The organism is Anaerococcus provencensis (genome assembly GCF_000312365.2).
In the GTDB taxonomy this organism is placed as follows: Bacteria; Bacillota; Clostridia; order Tissierellales; family Peptoniphilaceae; genus Anaerococcus; species Anaerococcus provencensis.
Window position 1 is genome coordinate 738,988 of sequence record NZ_HG003686.1, and the last position, 19,479, is coordinate 758,466.

General features: G+C 32.5%; 20 protein-coding genes, 1 tRNA gene and 1 other RNA gene. 17 read left to right on the top strand and 5 right to left on the bottom strand.

Going from position 1 to position 19,479, the window contains the following annotated elements; translation table 11 throughout:
- Nucleotides 1-74 precede the first annotated feature (74 nt).
- Nucleotides 75-150 (bottom strand) — tRNA-Thr (locus tag BN38_RS06220).
- A gap of 121 nt (nucleotides 151-271) precedes the next feature.
- On the opposite strand from BN38_RS06220, the gene tuf reads away from it, so the two are divergent.
- The 3 genes from tuf to BN38_RS06235 all read left to right on the top strand — a co-directional run bounded on the left by tuf (nucleotide 272) and on the right by BN38_RS06235 (nucleotide 4,712).
- Nucleotides 272-1,468 (top strand): elongation factor Tu, encoded by a 1,197-nt coding sequence (gene tuf, locus BN38_RS06225; RefSeq protein WP_044566101.1) that lies wholly within the window; start codon nucleotides 272-274, stop codon nucleotides 1,466-1,468.
- A 468-nt stretch (nucleotides 1,469-1,936) separates the two neighbouring features.
- On the top strand, nucleotides 1,937-3,268 hold the full coding sequence (locus BN38_RS06230; protein WP_044566102.1) for a putative glycoside hydrolase: 1,332 nt from the start codon (nucleotides 1,937-1,939) through the stop codon (nucleotides 3,266-3,268).
- A gap of 106 nt (nucleotides 3,269-3,374) precedes the next feature.
- Nucleotides 3,375-4,712, top strand: coding sequence for a DUF438 domain-containing protein (locus BN38_RS06235; RefSeq protein ID WP_044566103.1), 1,338 nt, complete (start codon nucleotides 3,375-3,377; stop codon nucleotides 4,710-4,712).
- A gap of 49 nt (nucleotides 4,713-4,761) precedes the next feature.
- On the opposite strand, the gene BN38_RS11365 is transcribed toward BN38_RS06235, so the two are convergent.
- Together BN38_RS11365 and BN38_RS11370 are read right to left on the bottom strand one after the other, a co-directional pair.
- A complete protein-coding gene (locus BN38_RS11365; protein ID WP_230197735.1) occupies nucleotides 4,762-5,157 on the bottom strand; it encodes a helix-turn-helix transcriptional regulator in 396 nt (131 codons plus the stop codon).
- An 89-nt stretch (nucleotides 5,158-5,246) separates the two neighbouring features.
- Complete coding sequence (locus BN38_RS11370) at nucleotides 5,247-5,612, bottom strand: cupin domain-containing protein (protein WP_230197736.1); 366 nt, start codon at nucleotides 5,610-5,612, stop codon at nucleotides 5,247-5,249.
- A gap of 235 nt (nucleotides 5,613-5,847) precedes the next feature.
- On the opposite strand from BN38_RS11370, the gene dnaG reads away from it, so the two are divergent.
- From dnaG to BN38_RS06275, 8 genes are all read left to right on the top strand, one after another.
- Nucleotides 5,848-7,503, top strand: coding sequence for a DNA primase (dnaG, locus tag BN38_RS06245; protein WP_044566104.1), 1,656 nt, complete (start codon nucleotides 5,848-5,850; stop codon nucleotides 7,501-7,503).
- Entirely contained in the window at nucleotides 7,496-9,313 is a 1,818-nt protein-coding gene (gene rpoD / locus BN38_RS10925) for an RNA polymerase sigma factor RpoD (RefSeq protein WP_084593765.1), read from the top strand. Before dnaG ends, rpoD begins: the two co-directional genes overlap by 8 nt.
- Entirely contained in the window at nucleotides 9,313-10,005 is a 693-nt protein-coding gene (locus tag BN38_RS06255; protein WP_044566105.1) for a tRNA (adenine(22)-N(1))-methyltransferase, read from the top strand. The genes rpoD and BN38_RS06255 overlap by 1 nt, the downstream gene beginning before the upstream one ends.
- A complete protein-coding gene (locus BN38_RS06260) occupies nucleotides 9,987-10,757 on the top strand; it encodes a Nif3-like dinuclear metal center hexameric protein (RefSeq protein ID WP_044566106.1) in 771 nt (256 codons plus the stop codon). The genes BN38_RS06255 and BN38_RS06260 overlap by 19 nt, the downstream gene beginning before the upstream one ends.
- Nucleotides 10,758-10,799: 42 nt before the next feature.
- Nucleotides 10,800-11,135, top strand: an RNA gene (rnpB, locus tag BN38_RS10775) — RNase P RNA component class A.
- A gap of 230 nt (nucleotides 11,136-11,365) precedes the next feature.
- The gene (locus BN38_RS06265) at nucleotides 11,366-13,054 is read left to right on the top strand and encodes a C40 family peptidase (RefSeq protein WP_044566107.1); all 1,689 of its coding nucleotides are present in this window, start codon (nucleotides 11,366-11,368) and stop codon (nucleotides 13,052-13,054) included.
- A gap of 50 nt (nucleotides 13,055-13,104) precedes the next feature.
- Nucleotides 13,105-13,890 (top strand): bifunctional 5,10-methylenetetrahydrofolate dehydrogenase/5,10-methenyltetrahydrofolate cyclohydrolase, encoded by a 786-nt coding sequence (locus tag BN38_RS06270; RefSeq protein WP_044566108.1) that lies wholly within the window; start codon nucleotides 13,105-13,107, stop codon nucleotides 13,888-13,890.
- Nucleotides 13,891-13,898: 8 nt separating this feature from the next.
- On the top strand, nucleotides 13,899-14,888 hold the full coding sequence (locus tag BN38_RS06275) for a lipid II:glycine glycyltransferase FemX (protein WP_044566109.1): 990 nt from the start codon (nucleotides 13,899-13,901) through the stop codon (nucleotides 14,886-14,888).
- Between the two features lie 80 nt (nucleotides 14,889-14,968).
- On the opposite strand, the gene tpx is transcribed toward BN38_RS06275, so the two are convergent.
- A complete protein-coding gene (tpx, locus tag BN38_RS06280) occupies nucleotides 14,969-15,469 on the bottom strand; it encodes a thiol peroxidase (RefSeq protein WP_044566110.1) in 501 nt (166 codons plus the stop codon).
- 122 nt (nucleotides 15,470-15,591) lie between these two features.
- Here tpx and BN38_RS06285 point away from each other — a divergent pair, with 122 nt between their 5' ends.
- The 6 genes from BN38_RS06285 (at nucleotide 15,592) to BN38_RS06310 (ending at nucleotide 19,179) form a co-directional block, all read left to right on the top strand.
- Nucleotides 15,592-16,254 (top strand): 50S ribosomal protein L25, encoded by a 663-nt coding sequence (locus BN38_RS06285; protein ID WP_044566111.1) that lies wholly within the window; start codon nucleotides 15,592-15,594, stop codon nucleotides 16,252-16,254.
- 66 nt (nucleotides 16,255-16,320) lie between these two features.
- Nucleotides 16,321-16,944 (top strand): dTMP kinase, encoded by a 624-nt coding sequence (gene tmk / locus BN38_RS06290; RefSeq protein WP_044566112.1) that lies wholly within the window; start codon nucleotides 16,321-16,323, stop codon nucleotides 16,942-16,944.
- Nucleotides 16,945-17,274 (top strand): cyclic-di-AMP receptor, encoded by a 330-nt coding sequence (locus BN38_RS06295; protein WP_044566113.1) that lies wholly within the window; start codon nucleotides 16,945-16,947, stop codon nucleotides 17,272-17,274. It abuts the gene before it with no gap.
- Nucleotides 17,271-18,086, top strand: a complete 816-nt coding sequence (locus BN38_RS06300; protein WP_049944459.1) for a hypothetical protein — start codon at nucleotides 17,271-17,273, stop codon at nucleotides 18,084-18,086. Before BN38_RS06295 ends, BN38_RS06300 begins: the two co-directional genes overlap by 4 nt.
- On the top strand, nucleotides 18,067-18,876 hold the full coding sequence (locus tag BN38_RS06305) for a PSP1 domain-containing protein (protein ID WP_044566115.1): 810 nt from the start codon (nucleotides 18,067-18,069) through the stop codon (nucleotides 18,874-18,876). The genes BN38_RS06300 and BN38_RS06305 overlap by 20 nt, the downstream gene beginning before the upstream one ends.
- Nucleotides 18,877-19,005: 129 nt before the next feature.
- Nucleotides 19,006-19,179: an indolepyruvate ferredoxin oxidoreductase subunit alpha gene (locus BN38_RS06310; RefSeq protein ID WP_044566116.1), complete on the top strand. Its 174-nt coding sequence runs from the start codon at nucleotides 19,006-19,008 to the stop codon at nucleotides 19,177-19,179.
- Nucleotides 19,180-19,209: 30 nt separating this feature from the next.
- On the opposite strand, the gene BN38_RS11375 is transcribed toward BN38_RS06310, so the two are convergent.
- Nucleotides 19,210-19,479 (bottom strand): hypothetical protein (locus BN38_RS11375; protein WP_044566117.1); only part of this gene is annotated, 270 nt, incomplete at its 5' end.

Consider the following 19,479-nt stretch of genomic DNA (forward strand, 5'->3'; position numbering starts at 1 on the left):
AGACTAAAATGTCAATAAGCAAGGTGGCATAAAAGTATTAAAAACATTGTAATTAAGTAATTTGGGCAAAAAAATGGAGCCACTTCCCGGGATCGAACCGAGGACCTCATCCTTACCATGGATGCGCTCTACCTACTGAGCTAAAGTGGCATTACTTGATTAGTGTACCATATATTTTAACTTTAAGCAAGGATAGCTATCATAAATAATATCTAGTATTTTTTGTCAATGTATGGTAGAATACTGATATATGATTCATTAGGAGGATAAAATGTCTAAACAACAATTTGAAAGAAGCAAACCACATATTAATATCGGAACAATCGGTCACGTAGACCACGGTAAAACAACAACAACAGCAGCAATCACCCAAGCCCTAAACAAAAAATACGGAACAGGTGAATACGTAGACTACGAACACATCGATAAAGCACCAGAAGAAAGAGAACGTGGGATTACAATCAACACATCAGTAGTAGAATACGAAACACCAAACAGACACTACGCACACATCGACGCACCAGGCCACGCTGACTACGTTAAAAACATGATCACAGGAGCAGCACAAATGGACGGCGCAATCATCGTAGTATCTGCAGCAGACGGTCCAATGCCACAAACAAGAGAACACATCCTACTAGCAAGACAAGTAGGCGTACCAAAAATCGCAGTATTCCTAAACAAAGAAGACCAAGTAGACGACCCAGAACTACTAGAACTAGTAGAAATGGAAGTAAGAGACCTACTAAACGAATACGAATTCGACGGAGACAACTGCCCAGTAGTAGTAGGCTCAGCATTAAAATCTCTACAAGAAGGCGGAGAAGGTCCTTGGACAGACAAGATACTAGACCTAATGGAACAAGTAGACAACTACTTTGACATCCCAGAAAGAGACAACGACCAACCATTCCTAATGCCAGTAGAAGACGTAATGACAATCTCAGGCCGTGGAACAGTAGCAACAGGAAGAGTAGAAAGAGGAACATTAAAAGTAGGCGACACAGTAGAAATCGTAGGCCTAACAGAAAAAACATCAAGCGCAGTAGTAACAGGCGTAGAAATGTTCCACAAATCACTAGAACAAGCAGAATCAGGTGACAACGTAGGAATTCTACTAAGAGGCGTACAAAGAGACGAAATCTCAAGAGGACAAGTACTAGCAAAACCAGACAGCGTACACCCACACACAGAATTCGAAGGTCAAGTATACGTACTAACCAAAGATGAAGGTGGACGTCACACACCATTCTTCAGCGGATACAGACCACAATTCTTCTTCAGAACAACAGACGTAACAGGCGACATCCAACTAGAAGAAGGCGTAGAAATGGTAATGCCAGGAGACAACGCAACATTCAAAATCAGCCTACAAAAACCAATAGCCCTAGAAGAAGGACTAAGATTCGCAGTACGTGAAGGTGGAAGAACAGTAGCATCAGGCGTTGTAACAAAGGTAATTAAATAGTCCCGACATCTTGGGTGGAAAATCCAAAGGATTTTACATCTGCGAGATAAGCTTTAGCTACGAAGTAGCAAGCGAATCCGCAGAACTAAGCGAGATGCACCGTAGGTGTATCGAGAGGACCCCATCATCTTGGGTGGAAAATCTGAAGGATTTTACATCTCTGAGGTAAGCGAAGAAGCGAAGAAGCGAAGGTCCTCCACTAGCCGGACGGGCTTTGTACTACGTACAACCATTACATGGAGGGTCTTCCCTTAGCCAGACGGGCTTATTTCAATCCAGAGAACTAAGCACATAAATGACCATTGAATTTGGTCATTTATGCCGAAAAGTAGTGCGAAAGCACGGAAAGCAACTATAGTTGCGATTTTCGTGGATCGCCCAATGGTCATCGAGAGGATGATTTCCTCATATTAAAGAAATATCAAAGAGTGAGCACTTCGCTCGCTCTTTATTTATTAAGGAGTGCTTATGAAAAAAAATAAGTGGATTTTATCCCTTGTTTTTGCCATTATCCTAGGTCTATCATCTTGTACCAATAGTAGTGATAAAGAAATTATTTCTGAGAATAAAGAGATTAGTGATAGTCTAGAAAATACTGGCGAAAGTAAGACAGATCAAGCAAAAAGTGATGAAGAAACTACTAAATCTGATGGACTAATCAATGAGGCCATAGAAAGAGAAGTAGGTAAACCTTATGAAGTGGGTGTCACACCAGATGATTACAATATGGACTATGACACTTCACGCTTGCACGATCTAAAAGCCAAAAAATCAAAATATTATCCAGAAGATGGAGTTAAGGGCTTATACTTAAACTCTTACAGTGTAAACAATCCAGAAGTATATAATAAGATTATAGAAAAACTTGAAAGTACAAAATTAAATTCAGTTGTTGTTGACATCAAGGATGACTGGGGCAATGTCACCATGAATTTTGATACAGATGATGAGGATATAAAGTACTCAAAGATTGATATAATTGATCCTAAGACCTTCTTAGAAGAAATGCATTCTAGAGGTATATATGTAATAGGCAGGGTTACCACTTTTAAAGATAGTATCATAACAGAAAGACACCCAGACTGGGGATTCACCTTAGATGATGGAAGTCTTTGGAAGAATGGTCACGGAGAAGCTTTTATGAACCCTTTCTTAAAGGAAGTTCAAGATTATGATATCAAAATTGCAAAGCTTGCTGCAGAAGCTGGATTTGATGAAATTCAGTTTGACTACGTGAGGTTTGCCGAAGGATTTGAAACCTTTGGAGACACTCTTTCTTATTCCAGAGGTGAATATGAAGATACGGATGACATGGAAGAAGGCGAGAAAAGAGTTGCAGCTATAACAGGCTTTGTACAAAGAGCTCGTGAAGAGCTACAATCCTATGGTACACCGATGTCAATAGATGTATTTGGCTATGCTCTACAAGTAAGAAGAGCTGAGGGTATAGGCCAAGATTTTGACCAAATGGCAAATCAAACAGATGCTATCTCATCAATGATTTATCCATCACACTGGGGTAAGTGGTCATTTGACATAGAAAAGCCTGACCTAGAGCCATACAATCTTGTTTATAGATATCTAGAAGAAGAACAAGAGGTTTTGGGAGCGCTTGAGCACCCACCTGTATCTCGTCCATGGATTCAAGACTTCACAGCCAGCTGGATTGGTGAAGGTAATTGGATGGAATACGATGGAGAAGCAGTTCAAGCTCAAATCGATGCTATATATGACAAAGGACAAAATGAATATCTCATTTGGAATGCTTCTAGTGAGTATTCCGATGGTGTAGATTACTAATATATACTGTAGTGAGACTTATGTTTTGCTACAGTTTTTTCATTTGTAACATATGTTACTGATAGTGATAATCATTTATGATATACTTATTGTGGAAGGTGATAATATGAAATTAGATATTAATGAAAATTTGGAAAGTTTAATAAATAAAAATCCTAAGTTAAAAGACGAATTATTGGAACTTGGTTTTGTTGGCCTAGATAATCCTTTAATGATTAAAAAAATGGCATCTAAAATGTCAATAAAAAGAGGTGCTAAGATATTAGGAATAAAAGATATAAATTCAAAATTAGAAGAACTTGGCTATGAGCTTGAAGATTCATCTTTTGATAAAGAAATAATAGATAGAAAAGGAAAAATTAAATCTTATATTAAAAGATTGTCAGCTGGTGAAGAACTTGAATCAGTAAGGAAAGATTTTAAAGAGAACTTTGATGGTGTCTCATCCTCAGAAATAATGGATGCAGAAGAATCACTATTAGATGAAGGAATGGATAAGGAAGAGGTAAGAAGATTATGTGATGTCCACTCTGCTTTATTTCATGGCATGACTATTGCAGAAGAGAAAAAAATAGTGTATGACAACCCAGTACTTAATCTTTTACAAGATGAAAATAATGAGATTAAAGATTTAATTTTAAAAACAAAAGCATATTATGGTGGAGAAATTTGTGAAAATCCCTTGGAAGAATTGCAAAAGCTTCTAAATAGTCACTATAGAAAAAAAGGAGATTTAATATATCCTCTATTAGAGTCAAAATATAATAAATCTGGTCCATCAGAAGTGATGTGGGGTGTTGATTATGAGATTTTAAGAAATATAAAAAAGGCCCTCAAAAAGAATGACAAAGATTTATTAGAGGAAACTATAATAAGGGCAGAAGAAATGACTTATAAGGAAGAAAATATACTATATCCTCTGCTAGAAGAGAATTTATCTGATGAAGATTATTCTAATATATATAGCGATTTGAAAGAATATGATCAAGATAGCAAAAATAGTGATGATGAATTATTCAAAGAAACTGCCGATAATGATGATAAGTATATATACTTTTCAAAAGGGAAAATGAGAGTTGATCAACTTGAAGCAATGCTTGATACTTTAGAAATTGAGATTACTTACGTTGATGAAAAAGATATTAACTCTTATTACAATAACCCTAGAGAAAACAAAATCTTTAAGAGACCACAATCTTCCCTAGGAAGGGAAGTATATTCTTGCCATCCACCTCAAGCACTACCCAAAGTTAAAAAGATTATTGGAGACTTAAAATCTGGTGCTAGGGATAAAGTTGTTGTAATTAGAGACATAGGTGGAAGTGATTATACGGTAAGCTATTATGGAGTTTGGGATAAAGAGGGAAATTACAAGGGGATTCTAGAAACTGTTCAGAATATGGATTTCTACAAGAATTATCTTAAAAAATGGAATAAATTGTAAATAAAAAATCGTTTCATTTAATCTTTATTGAAAAAATGAAACGATTTTATTATAGCCTATGTTTTTTTCTAAACTGCGAAGGTGTTTGCATAGTTTTTTTCTTGAAAACTTGGTTAAAATACGACTGAGAATTGAAACCAACTATGGTTGATATTTCCTCCATGGAATGATTTGTGGAAATCAACAAGTTTTTTGATATTTCTATTCTCTTTAGTATCAAATACTCTATAGGGGTTACCCTATAAGCTTGTTTAAATTCAGCTATCAAATGAAACTTGTTCATATAAGCCATAGTAGATAGTTGCTCTAACTTAATATCTTCAGCATAGTTGTTATCAATGTATGACTTAACATAATCAATTTGGTGGTTGATTTTCCTGTCATGTTGAATAGCAAGTTTATCCTCGTTAGCTCTTAAGATATTGATAATAAAAATAGATGCCAAAGAATTTGCCATAGATCTAGAAAATAGATACTTGCAGTTATATTCGTCAAATATACTTTCAAAAGTTGATAAAGCTTTAGATTCTTCAGTTAAACTTGAATGAAAAAAGTTAGTTGGATTAACGCTATTTTTTTCTTATCTACGCTAGAAATTGAAATAGATTCTACACCAAAACCAATAACTTCACAATTATCAAAATTTCCATCTATATACATAGTATGACCAATATTTGAGTTTATAATAATAAGGTCATTTTGCCTGACATCTATTGACTCATTTTCAATAGAAAGTTTGCCCTCGCCATTTATTAGAAAATAAAAATAAGTAAATGGATGGAATTGAATTCTTGAAGAATAATTCTTATTAAAAATAAATTTCTGGCTATCTAATACTTTTATTCCAAGATCTGATATGTCATTTTCTCGATCAATATCATTTGTATTGAATGTATCCATAATTTTTCTCCTGAACTTCTATCCGCTATTACGATAATATATAAGATAATATATTATATTATAATACATTTTAGAATTAATTTAAAGTAATAACTATAATATAATTTTAATATCGTATTCTACTTATTATAATTATTATATCATTTTAACTATAAAATTTCTTCACAATTCACGAAAAATATAAAATTGAAAAGTTTTTTTGCCTTAGTATAGTTTGATTAATAGGGGTGATATTATGGCTATGATTTCAGATACGACTATAGAGCTAATAAGGTCAAGGGCCAATATAGTTGATATTATCAGCGAATATACTGATTTAAAGAGGTCTGGGTCTTCCTTTAAGGGCTTATGTCCATTTCATAATGAAAAAACACCATCATTTACTGTTGACGATAGGAAACAATTATTTCACTGTTTCGGTTGTGGAGCAGGTGGAGATGTTGTTTCTTTTATTATGCAAAAAGAGGGCCTATCATACAAAGAAAGCCTAGAATATTTGGCAAACAAAACAGGTGTTACTATTACTTATAACGACAGCTCATCACAGAATCCTAAAAACAAGGAGCTTTATGAAATAAACAAAGATGTAATGATGTTTTATTACAAGAATTTGCTAACTAATAGGGATGCAATAAACTATCTAAAAAAAAGAGGCCTATCATCTTCAATTGTTAATAAATTTATGCTAGGATTTGCTAAAAATTCCTGGGATGACTTGGTAAATTACGGTGAATATAAGGGTTATGATAAGAATGATTTGGAAGATATAGGACTTATAAAAAAGTCGGCTAAAGGCAAATATTATGATAAGTACAGGAATAGGATTATTTTCCCGATAATAAATCATTATGGCAATGTTATAGGTTTTGGTGGTAGAAGTATAGATGATCAAATGCCAAAATATCTTAACTCTCCTGAATCTAGTATATTTAAGAAACGATACAACCTTTACGGCTTAAATGTCTATAAGAGACAAAAAAAGAAAGATATCATCCTTGTGGAAGGCTATATGGATGTCATAGCTTTAAATAACCATGGTATAGATTATGCTGTTGCAAGTCTGGGTACTGCTTTAACAGACGACCAAGCCAAACTTATAAAAAGATATGCAGATAATGTATATATTTGCTATGACAGAGATGGGGCAGGAATGAAGGCTACTGACAAAGCTTGCGATATTTTCCTAAATAATGGAGTAGTAGCTAAGGTAATTGTTCTAGAAGAAGGACTTGACCCAGATGATTTTATTAAAAAATATGGACAAGAAAAGTTCTTAGAAAAAAAGAGCCAAGCCTTGGATGTCTATAATTACAAATATAATAAAATCTTGGATTTATATAGCAAGGCAAATGAAAATGAAAAGTTTGAGAAGTTGGATTTGTTTATAGAATTTCTTGCAAGTATAGACAAAGACCTAACTAGAGAAATATTTATAAATAACGTATCAACTCTATTTAACATTGATAAAAGTACTTTAAATGAAGCTATAAACAAGTATAGTACTGATACTGGGAATAGAGTAAATTATTCAAATAAAAAGAATAAAATTATTATTCCAGAGAAGAAGAAATCCTTTAATACTATTGAATTAGAAATACTTAGATTAATTTTTAATCAGAAAGATGATTATTTATCTAATGAAGATTTTTTTAATCAGCATCTAAAAAATGAAAAAGTATTAAACGTTAAAGATTTTATTATAAATAAAGATGTAAGCAAGTTTGACCAAAATGATGATGATTATAATTACATTTTTGACTATATAAGTGATGATACCAATCCAATACAAATAAGTGAATTGATTGATAAAATTAGGCTTTTTGAAAAAAGACAAAAGTTATTTGAGCTAAAAGCCCATAGAAGAAAAGCCAAGAGGAGTACGAATGAGTAGCGAAAGCGATAAGTTGCTTGATGAAGATGTTTTAAAAGAGATAATAGAAGAATTTCAGTCCATTAGTGAAAATCAAGATGGACTTATAACTTATACTCAAATCTATACTTTTGAATCGTTTAAAGAAATAGAAGAAGATAGCAAAAAATACGTTATATCTCAAATTTTAAGCAGTGGAATTGAAATTGTCGAAAAATCAGAAGCACAATTGGACGAAGATTTAGATGATAGTGATTTGGATGATGATTTAGATGACGATGAAACACTAGATGACGACGATATAAACGAAGAAGATATAGATGAAGAAATAGATGATGATGTCGAAAATATTTCTGGCATTAAGCTTGATGACCCTGTAAAGATGTATCTTAAGGAAATAGGAAAAGTTTCATTATTAACCGCTAAGGAAGAAATTGACCTATCTAGAAAAATGGAAATGGGTGAGATAGCCTACAAAAAATTAGAAGGTATAAATTTAAATAAGCAAAATAAAATTGAATTATCCAATACCATATTTTTTGGGAATTTGGCAAAGGCCATATTGATTGCTAATGATGAATACCAGAATGATGGAAAATTAAGTGAAGAATCTGGATACAATCTAAATGGGATCATTGCAATGGGCAAACTTTTCGAAGAGATTATGGTTGAAGAACCTGACTTAGAAAAGATAGAGGAGCTAAAAAACAAGGTGTTAATTTGTAATATAGCTCAAAAATCTGTAAATGATAAAGAGCTTAGTGAGAATGATGCAAATTCACTATGTGATTTGTTTGATTCCTTTGATCACATTCTAAATGTCAATGTAGATGAAAATGTGCTTACCTTTGTATATGAGTCATTTACAAATTTATTGTCGAAGGCTTTGAATGAAGAATATCTAAAAACTTTTGATAAGATGACTATAGATTCATTGATTGAAGCTGCAAATAGATCCAAAGAATTATCCAAAGATAATTGTCTAAGTGCAGATGAGATTAAAGAATTAAATGAATTGGTAGAGATGAGCAATGTGGCTCATATAATTTTCGATAATGACGAGCTTAGCCAAGATGATATATTAAAACTAAAAAAAGCTGTTCTATTATCAAAAAGAGCAAAACAAAAATTGGCAGAAACTAATTTAAGGCTTGTTGTTTCCATTGCTAAAAAATATGTAGGTCGTGGTATGAGCTTTTTGGATCTTATTCAAGAAGGAAATATGGGCCTAATGAAGGCAGTAGATAAGTACGATTACAACCGTGGATTCAAATTCTCTACCTATGCAACATGGTGGATACGCCAAGCTATAACCCGTGCTATAGCTGACCAAGCTAGAACTATAAGAATCCCAGTTCACATGGTTGAAACTATAAATAAATTAGTAAGAACTCAAAGACAATTAGTCCAAGAACTAGGCAGAGATCCATCTAACGAAGAAATAGCTGAACAAATGGGCATAGAAGTTTCAAAAGTTCAAGAAATCAGAAAAATTGCCCAAGAACCAGTATCACTTGAAACACCAATAGGTGAAGAAGAAGATTCACACTTGGGAGATTTTATAGAAGATGAATCAGCTATAAATCCAGATGAAGCTGCAAACTACACTATGCTTAGGGAAAATTTAAACGAAGTTTTATCTTGCCTTGGTGCTCGTGAAAAACGAGTGTTGCAACTAAGATTTGGACTTATAGATGGAACACCAAGAACACTAGAAGAAGTTGGAAAGGAATTTGATGTAACCCGTGAAAGGATACGTCAAATCGAAGCAAAGGCTCTTAGAAAGCTAAAAAGTCCGAATAAGAGCGAATCGTTGAAAGACTTTTTATAATGAATGATAAGAAAAGATTAATGGATATCATAAAATTGATAGATTATGGCAAAAGTGTCATAGATGTAGGAACCGATCATGGATTGGTTCCTTTATATTTGGCAAAAAATAATATCAGCTCAAATATTTTGGCTACTGATATATCCGCACCATCCTTAAAAAAGCTTGAAGACCAACTTGATGATGATTTATCAAAAATAATTAAAACTAAGGTGACAGATGGATTTAAGGGTATAGAAAAAGAAGATAATCAAATCGCAATCATTGCAGGTATGGGTGGCAATACTATTGTTGATATTATAGATGCTAACATCGAATTTGCCCAAAATCTTGATTATATGATATTAGAATCAAACATAGCAACTGAAAAACTTAGATTATTTCTATATAATAATAATTTTGAGATTATGAGAGATTTTTTATCCTTTGAAAATGGTAAATATTATGACATTTTAAAGGTAAAATATGGTAATAAGAAGGAGATGAAAATTTCTGATATATATTATGGATTTGAGAATATAGAAAATAAGAGTCAACTATTAGTAGAAAAATTACTAATAGATCGTAAGAAAAATCAGATTTTTAGAGAAAATATCATTAAAAATTCTAAAAATAATGATGGCTTAGAAAAAATAGACGAAAGATTAGAAGCTATAGATGAGGTTTATGAAAGATGGAAATTAGAGAACTAATAGACAAATTATGCGAAAAATATCCACTAGATTTGCAAGAAGACTGGGATAACTCAGGACTCCAGATTGGAAATTTGGACAAGGAACTAAAAAATGTACTAATTAGTCTGGATCTGGAAGAAGAGGGTGTAGATATGGCTATAGAAAATGATTGTAACCTAATCATTACCCACCATCCATATTTATTTAATGGCACAAAGTCTATTGATTTTACTGATTCTTTTTACAACCGCCTAGAAAAAGTTATAAAAAACGATATAAGTGTCTTTGCTATGCATACAAACCTAGATATCGCAGCCGATGGTCTTAATGACAATCTTTGTCAAATACTAGAGATCCAAAAGCCGCAAGTTTTAGAACTATATAAGGATCCTGGCTTAGGTAGATTTGGAGTTATAGAAACTACAAAAGCAAAAGATTTTGCTAAAAAAGTAAAAGAAATCCTTAAGGCTAATGAACTAGTTTGCTATGGCGATATGGAAAAAGAAATTTCAAAAGTAGCTGTTTGTGGGGGAGCTGGTTCTTCGCTTTTTGATGATGCAATTAACCAAGGTTGTGATCTGATGATTACAGGAGATGTTTCCTACCATATGGGGATGGACTATGCAAATAGAGGTCTTGTAATAATCGATCCTGGTCATTTTGCTAGCGAAAACCATATTATTTATAAGCTAGAAAATATATTAAGTAAAATGACTGATAATAAGGTTTATACTTATTCTAAAGAGGATGATTTTAGGACTTTTATTTAATATAAATTTTACAAATATATTATAAAGAGTAAAATAAAGTTTGGAGTAAATCAGACAATCGCGGCATAGTACGAGGAAAGTCCGTGCACCACAGAGCAGGATGCTTGATAACGTCAAGTAGGAGTGATCTTCAGGCAAGTGCAACAGAAAGTATACCGCCAAATTTTTGGTAAGGTTGGAATGGCGAGGTAAGAGCTCACCAGCTATATGGTGACATATAGGCTATGTAAACCCCATCCGGTGCAAGAACGAAGGGATGACAAACAAAGCTTGCTCGGCTTTGATCCAGAATGGTTGTTCGCTTGAGCTTATTGGCAACAGTAAGTCTAGATAGATGATTGTCTAATACAGAACACGGCTTATAGATTTGCTCCCTACATAATAGTTACAAAATGTAACCAAAAAAATTCAAAGTATTTTTTATTTACACTTTTGGTAAATAATTTACAATTTATATTTAGAAATAAAGGTTGAAATTGTAGGTTTTTTCTGTAAGTGTAATTTTTTTGTAACTAATTGTTGACTATTTTGTTAATTTAGTATAGAATATAGTAAGATTTTAATTCATAAAGGAATACCAAACTATTTAAGGAGAGGATTTTACACTAATGAATAAAAAAAATATAGGAGCTGCTTTATCTCTTATAGCAGCTGTAACTGCAGGAGCAACAGCATATGCTTCTACAGTAAATAATTTAGATTCTGATAAAAATACTAATTCTATGATTAGTCCATCTTACACAGAAAATAACGATTATGTGAGCTTTATACAAGCTGATTATACAAAAGATCTTAAAAATACAGCAATAGCAAAAGAAAAAAGAATTCACAAGACTACAAAAGATGATGAAGAAAAAGTTGCTAAAATAGAAGAAGCAGCCAATAAAATTGTTGCAGAGAAACTTATTTCAATTGAAGAAACTACATATGAAGAGGAAGAAACTGCAGATGTAGAAAATGAAGACATAGTATCTGCAGAAGAAGAAGTTTCTGAAGAAGAAGTCGCAGTAAATGAAGAAGTTGATGATAATCAACTAGTAGTTTATGAAGACGTAAATCTTGATAGTGCTATCGAAAATATCAATGAGGAAGACTTGGTTGAAAACGAACAAAGTGATATCGACTCACAAGTAGAATATCTTGATAGCAACGAGGCTGTAAGCACTGAAGCTGAGAGCAATGATTCTGTAATTAACGAAAGTGAAAATCAAGCTGATGATAGTAATGCAGAAGTTAGCGAAGAGACTCCAGAAGAAATTATCAATGAGCTTGTAAAATACATCAATACTCAAGCTCTAAATGTTAGAAGCAGCAAATCTTTTGAAGATTCTTCAAACATTGTAAAAACATTGGCAGCTGGTGAAAAAATCAGCGGAACAGTTGACGGTGAGTGGTTTAAGACCAATGACGGTTATGTTAAACTAGCTTATTTAAGTGATTCATACCCACAAGATTTAATAGATTCATTAAATAATAAAGATAAGCAAGAAGAGGCTCCTGAAGTTCAAGAAGCAAATACAGAAATTCAAACTGAAGAAGTTGTAGAAGAAAAGGCAACTGAAGAACAAGCCCAAGTTGAAGAAGTAGTAGAAAATAATGAGGCTAGTGAACAAGTGCAAGAAGAAGTGATCCCAGAAGTAAAAGGCCAAGCATTCACTGGTTGGGTTTACAACACAAATGTACTTAACGTACGTGATAAAGCTGTTAGCGGAAATATCGTTGGTACCCTAAGTAAGGGTACAAAAGTTTCTGGTGAAATAGCAGACGGCTGGGTTAAATTTGATTTTAATGGTAAAACTTCATACGTTTCTTCAAGCTATCTAACAACTGAAGAAGTAAAGGAAGAAGCAAAAGCACCTGTAGAGGAAGTAAAAGATCAACAAGAAGTAGCTGTAGAACAAGCACAAAAACCTGCAGTAAATAACAATGGCCTTTCAGCTGCAAATATTGCTGGGCAATTTGTTGGATATCCATATGTTTGGGGATCATCTAATCCATCTGTTGGTTTTGACTGTTCAGGCCTAGTAGTTAATACTTATAGGCAACTTGGAGTAAGCTTACCACACTCTTCAGCAGCACAGTTTAATACTGGATATGCTGTAGACTACAATAGCTTACAACCAGGTGACTTAATATTCTTTTCCATCAAGGGCGGTGGAATTGACCACGTTGGTATTATAACAAGCTCAGATGGTACATTTATTCATGCTTCAACACCAAGATCTGGTGTAAGATACGATAATGTTTATAATAGTTATTATCAAAATACATTCAGAGGTGCTAGAAGAATTTTCTAAGAAAATAACATTTAAAACGTCCGTGTGGGCGTTTTTTTAATGGAGATATGATGGAAATATTAAACACTGACAAATTAAAAAAGCAGATAATTGATCATTTAGAAAAGTCACAAATCAATAATAAACTACTTATACTGTCAATGAATCCTAACAGTGAGGAGATATCATATAAGAAATTTATTATAAAAAAATGCCAACAATTTGGTATTGATTTTGTGGATAAAGAATTCGACTCAGCTACTAATCCTGGTCAGATTATCGATTTTGCTAACGGTTTCAATAAAGACGATGGATTTATATTATTGTTGCCTTTTGATAATTACAAGTATTTAGATATTATACGTTCAGAAATCAAAATTAGAGATTTAGATGGCTTTACCTACTCTTCTCAAGGTAGAGCATTAAATGGGCAAATTGGCTATCTGCCAGCAACACCCAAAGCTATAGCTAGGTACTTACAATCTATAACTGATCTTAGAGGTAAAAACATCACAATAGCAAATAGAAGTACTCTAATCGGTTTACCTTTGGCAACATATTTGTCAAGATCAAGAGCTACGGTAAGTGTTATAAATAGCCTTACTAAGAATCAAAAAGAACTTATTCAGAGTTCTGATATTTTTATATCAGCAATCGGCAGGGCCAATCATTATGACAAGACTTATTTTAGAGATGGACAAATCCTCATAGATGTTGGAACATCTTATGTTAATGGTATGATAGTAGGTGATATTGATTACCAAGATTTAAAAGATTTAGATATAAAAGTTTTAACAAGCAAAAAGGGAATAGGAGCTTTGACTACCCTAACCCTTATTGAAGGCTTGATAGATTAGGAGATATAATGCCACTAGTTGAAACAAAAAAACAAATGGAAGAATACAAAGACTTTGTCAGAAATTCTCAATATGGCAAAGCAATGCAAGATCCAAATTGGGCTAAGATTAAGGCTAATTGGACAAATGATTATGTATATGTTGAAAAGAATGGTCACATTGCAGGAGCAATGAGTGTTATAGGCATAAAAAATGACAATGGTAAGCATTTCTTATATGCACCAAGAGGTCCAGTTTGTGATTTCAAAGATTATGATCTTGTCCAAGAATTAATTAAGGAAGCGGAAGTATTAGTTGATAAATACGATGCATTTCTTTTGAGAATGGATCCAGAAGTAGATTTTAATGAGAAAATAATCTATGAATATGAAAAAAGAGGATATGACTTTAGAACCTATGGTTTAGACAACCATGCCTTTACTCAACCTAGATACAATATGATTTTAGAAATTGCAAGCAAAGATGAAGATACTCTTTTTGAAAACTTTTCTTCAGCAACAAGAAGGAATATAAGAAAATCATATAGAAATGAGATTGAAACTATCAGAGAAACTAATGAAAAGACAATTGATACTTTTTATGAGCTTACAAAAATCATGGCTGATAGGCAAGGAATAGGACACAGACCAAAAGATTACTTTCAAAGGCTATGTGACCATATGGGTGGTGAAATCTTCACCTCTTATTATAAGGGAGAGCCACTTTCATCTTCACTCCTAGTTGCTTATAATGATAAAGTATATTATCTTTATGCAGCTAGTTCTAATGAACATAGAAACAAGATGCCAAATTTCAATATGATTTGGGAAGAAATAAAATGGTCAAAGGAAAATGAATATAAATACTTTGACTTTGGTGGAGTATTCTCTGTTGATAGCAAAGATGGCCTCTATAGATTTAAAGAAGGCTTTTGCTATCCAGATAAGTATACTGCCTTTATAGGCGAACTAGATGTGGTTTATGATAGAGATAAATATAATGAGTTTATAAAAAAATAACCCTAAGGCTTAGAGAGCATATTCCCTAAGGTTGGATTTATAAATCCGACTTTAGGATGCAATCTAGTCCTTAGGATTTTTTATAGACTTTTTGCGACTTCTACTGCCTTTGTTATATCAGGCAAGTTTGTATTTTGATCTAGGTATTCTAGATGGCGAATTATTTTGTTTTCATCAATGACAAATATAGCTCTATTTAATAAATTATATTCTTCTATCAAAACTCCATATGATTTTGCAAAATCATTATATAAATAGTCAGACAAAAATACTATATTTTCAGATTCCTTTTCTCTAACAAATCTTTGCTCAGCAAAGGGTAAATCGTTAGAAATTGAAATAATATTGAGCATATCTTCTTGGCTAGCTTTATTTAACATATATGTTTGTAATTCACAAATAGATGTATCAAGAGATGGAATAACTGATATAATAGTTACTCCTTGCATTTCTTTATAAAAATTATAATCTTCTAAGTCTTTAGTTAAAGCCTTAAAATTTGGAGCTTTATCTCCTATTTTTAATTCTTCGCCAGATAAACTAATATCAAAGCTTCCAAACTTAGCTTTTCTTTTAGTCATAATATTCTCCTTTTTGATATTAAATACTACTACCACTTATCTTATAATAAAAATTTATCATTGTAAAGATGTGAAAATTAGGGTATAATTAGTCAGTATGAAAATATTATTAAGGAGGGAATATGGCAGACTTAGTTTTAAACGCAAATAATCGTCAAGCTACTGGAAAAAATAAAGTTAACAAATTAAGAGCTGAAGAATTAATTCCAGGCGTTATCTATGCCAAAGGTGAAGATAATCTTAATGTACAATTCACATCAAGAGATTTCGATAAAATATTAAGACAAGCTGGTACATCAACAATTATCACATTAGATATTGAAGGTGATAAAAAAGATGTACTTATTAAAGATTACCAAACACACCCATACAAAAATCAATATCTACACGTAGATTTCCAAGCAATCAATCAAAACGAAACAATCAGAGTATCTGTACCAGTTGTTCTACTTGGTAGAGATGATATCAAGATTGATCAATCAGTATTGGTTCAAAATGTAGATACAATCGAAGTTGAATGTTTACCAAAATACATTCCACAAACAGCAGAAACAGATGTTACAGATATTCAAATTGGTGATGTAAGAACTGTAGCTGACCTTGATATCTTTGGAAATGAAAACATCACAATTCTAGCTGAAGACGATGATGTTATCTGTTCACTACAAGAAGTTCAAGAAGTTGAAATTCCTGAAGATGAAGATAGCGAAGCAGTAGATGCAGCTGATGTTCCTACTGTTGATGAAACAGAAGAAGGCGAAGAATCAAGCGAAGATGCTGAATAATTAATTTAAAGACCTTAGGGTCTTTTTTTATTTCCAAAAATTACAAGCATTTGTTATAATAATAATATGAATGGAAAATTTATTGTTTTTGAAGGACCAGATGGTTCAGGCAAAACCACAATCTTAAATAAAGTAAACGAAATATTAATATCAAAAGGCTACAAGACAAACTTGTTGAGAGAACCAGGCGGTACATTCATATCAGAAAAAATAAGAGATATTATAATTGATAATGAAAATATAAATATGGATGCAAAAACTGAGGCCTTATTATTTGCAGCAAGCCGTGCCCAGCTAGTAAGTGAGAAAATAAAACCGCTTATGGAAGCTGGAGAGATTATTTTGTGTGATAGGTTTGTCTTAAGTTCTCTAACTTATCAAGGAGTTGGTAGGGGACTAGGTATAGATGAAATTAAAGCCATTAATGATTTTGCAACAGATGGCCTAAAAGCTGATTTGACTGTATTTTTTAACATAGATTACAAAGATGCCCTTATCAGAAAAAGAGCAAATTTTACTGCTGACAGATTGGAAAATGAAGAATTTGATTTTCACAAAAAAATCTTTGACGCTTATCTTGATATGGCAAAGCTTTACCAAGATGAAATATGTGAAATAGATGCGAGCAAATCAATTGACGAAGTAAGTAAGTCTGCTTTAGATTTGATATTAAATATATTGGAGGATTAAATGAAATTATTATTAGCCATTGTACAAGATGCAGATGTGAATTTTTTGATGGATGCTCTAACAGAGAGTGGATATAGGGTAACCAGACTTTCTACAACAGGAGGATTCTTAAAAAAAGGCAATACAACACTATTAATAGGTGTAGAAGAAGAAAAACTTGATGAAGTATTAGCTGTTATAGAGAAAAACTGCAAGAGGAGAAATACAACTACAACTATTATTAACCCATCTGCAGAAAGCTCACTTTTGACAAACACCGTACCTGTTGATATAACAGTTGGAGGAGCAACAATATTTATCCTAGATGTAGATCAATACATTAGATTATGAGTATCCTAGAAAGACAGCTTAAAAATAATCAATTATTTCATGCTTATATATTTGAAGGCGAGAATGATATTGATAATCTAAGCTTTGCAAAAGAATTTGCAAACGAGGTGTTTAAAACAAAGGGATTAGATTTGAATAATGAAACTAATCCTGACTTATATGTCATTGATAATAATGATAATATAATAGACATAAATACTATTAGATTATTAACTAAGGACATATCCTTAAGCCCAACAAATAAGAAAATAAAAATATATATAATAAACAATGCTCAAAATTTGAGGGATGAGGGTTCAAATGCCCTCTTAAAAACATTAGAAGAGCTTAAAGATTACAATATGGTTATCTTTACAACTACTAATAGTAATCTGATGTTAAAAACTATTAGGTCTAGGTGTCAGATTATTAGCTTAGCCAATAATAAAAAAATATCTAATCTTGATATGGTAAAGTTGTCATCAATCATAAAAGATATCTACCAAGGTAAGCTTATTAGTTTTTATCAAAATAAAGATTTTTTCGCAAGCTTTAAAGAAAACAAGCTAGATATTTTGAATGGATTTTTAGATTTATTTCAACTGGTATTATTATATAAGTACAAAGAAGACTTAAAAATAGGGGAAGATGTCAAATTTAATTTAACATATTTAGCTGATATGACTTTTGACCAAATTGAAAATCATATTGAATTAGTTAATAAAGTTAGAACAGGACTAAAAACAAATATTAATTATGATTTATCTATAGAGGAAATTATATTTAATATTTATATGGGAGGAATGCTGCAAAGTGAACGTAGTAGGCGTTAGATTTAGAAAAGCCGGAAAAATATATTATTTTGATGCGGGAAATGAGAACTATAAATGTAAGCAAAGTCTAGTCGTAGAAACAGAAAATGGCTTAGAAATAGGGGAAGTTGCCCTCATTAATCTTGATATAGACGAAGAAAAATTTAATAAAAAATTAAAAACTGTTGTAAGAATTGCTGATGAAGAGGATTTGAAAAGAAAAATTCTAAACAATATTGAAGCCAAAGAAGCCTTAGAAGTGTGTCAAAGCCTAGCTGATTCATATAAGCTAAATATGAAGCTGGTGGATTCTTATTATACTTTGGATAAAAACAAGCTAGTTTTCTTTTTCACATCTGATAAAAGAGTGGATTTTAGGGAATTAGTAAAAGATTTGGCCCAAAGGTTCAGATCTAGAATAGAATTAAGGCAAATAGGGGTGAGAGATCACGCAAAACTAATCCAACACTTTGGAACTTGTGGCCAGCAATGTTGTTGTTCGAGGCACCTAACTGATTTTGTACCATTATCTATAAAATATGCCAAAGACCAAAACATCAGCCTGGATCCTGCAAAAATTTCCGGTGTATGTGGAAGACTAATGTGTTGTTTATCTTTTGAAGAAGACAACTATATGTACATGAAAAAAATAATGCCAAAATGTGGGCAAAAAGTAAATACAGAAGAAAGCTGTGGAGTAGTACTAAGAAATGACTACGTAAAAGAAGAGTGTAGAGTTAGGATAAAATCCGATGATGAAGAAAATATAGAAAAAATATTTAAATTATCAGAAATTAATTTAGAAATGTAATTGATAATAATTATCACTTTGCATAATTTATCGGATTTTAGGCGTTTTAAGTATAAATATTAGCTTTTAGTTGACATTTTTGAATTAATAATGTATACTCATATTAGTAAAACATTAGGAGGTAAAATAATGGCTTACGTAATAGACGCAGATACATGCATTTCATGTGGAACATGTGCAGGTGAATGTCCAGTAGAAGCAATCTCAGCTGGAGACGATGCTTATGTAATCGACGCAGATACATGTATTGATTGTGGAACTTGTGCTTCTGTTTGTCCAGTAGACGCAATTGATCCAGAATAAAAAGTACATAAAAATTAGACATATTAAAAACTACCAAGCTTGTCTTGGTAGTTTTTTTGGTATGACGGGCATGTCATCAATCTGTGGTGAAAGTCCACGAAGGGCGTAGTTGCCAGCGAACCTCATAGCAATTCCCAAGGCTTGTACCGTGAGGTACAGGCGAGAAGAAGGGATAGCAAAATTGTAGCCTGACGAACAGAAACCTAATACTAAGGCTTGCACGGTGGACAAGCGAACCAAAAGTCGTGAAGTCCAAAAGGCAACCGTAAACCATGCAAGTAGATTAGGCAGGTAGACAAG

Bases quoted from the DNA above. Each gene is read 5' to 3' on its own strand.
- tuf (WP_044566101.1), top strand. From the start codon at position 272: ATGTCTAAACAACAATTTGAAAGAAGCAAACCACATATTAATATCGGA.
- BN38_RS06230 (WP_044566102.1), top strand. From the start codon at position 1,937: ATGAAAAAAAATAAGTGGATTTTATCCCTTGTTTTTGCCATTATCCTA.
- BN38_RS06235 (WP_044566103.1), top strand. From the start codon at position 3,375: ATGAAATTAGATATTAATGAAAATTTGGAAAGTTTAATAAATAAAAAT.
- BN38_RS11370 (WP_230197736.1), bottom strand. From the start codon at position 5,612: ATGGATACATTCAATACAAATGATATTGATCGAGAAAATGACATATCA.
- dnaG (WP_044566104.1), top strand. From the start codon at position 5,848: ATGGCTATGATTTCAGATACGACTATAGAGCTAATAAGGTCAAGGGCC.
- rpoD (WP_084593765.1), top strand. From the start codon at position 7,496: ATGAGTAGCGAAAGCGATAAGTTGCTTGATGAAGATGTTTTAAAAGAG.
- BN38_RS06255 (WP_044566105.1), top strand. From the start codon at position 9,313: ATGAATGATAAGAAAAGATTAATGGATATCATAAAATTGATAGATTAT.
- BN38_RS06260 (WP_044566106.1), top strand. From the start codon at position 9,987: ATGGAAATTAGAGAACTAATAGACAAATTATGCGAAAAATATCCACTA.
- BN38_RS06265 (WP_044566107.1), top strand. From the start codon at position 11,366: ATGAATAAAAAAAATATAGGAGCTGCTTTATCTCTTATAGCAGCTGTA.
- BN38_RS06270 (WP_044566108.1), top strand. From the start codon at position 13,105: ATGGAAATATTAAACACTGACAAATTAAAAAAGCAGATAATTGATCAT.
- BN38_RS06275 (WP_044566109.1), top strand. From the start codon at position 13,899: ATGCCACTAGTTGAAACAAAAAAACAAATGGAAGAATACAAAGACTTT.
- tpx (WP_044566110.1), bottom strand. From the start codon at position 15,469: ATGACTAAAAGAAAAGCTAAGTTTGGAAGCTTTGATATTAGTTTATCT.
- BN38_RS06285 (WP_044566111.1), top strand. From the start codon at position 15,592: ATGGCAGACTTAGTTTTAAACGCAAATAATCGTCAAGCTACTGGAAAA.
- tmk (WP_044566112.1), top strand. From the start codon at position 16,321: ATGAATGGAAAATTTATTGTTTTTGAAGGACCAGATGGTTCAGGCAAA.
- BN38_RS06295 (WP_044566113.1), top strand. From the start codon at position 16,945: ATGAAATTATTATTAGCCATTGTACAAGATGCAGATGTGAATTTTTTG.
- BN38_RS06300 (WP_049944459.1), top strand. From the start codon at position 17,271: ATGAGTATCCTAGAAAGACAGCTTAAAAATAATCAATTATTTCATGCT.
- BN38_RS06310 (WP_044566116.1), top strand. From the start codon at position 19,006: ATGGCTTACGTAATAGACGCAGATACATGCATTTCATGTGGAACATGT.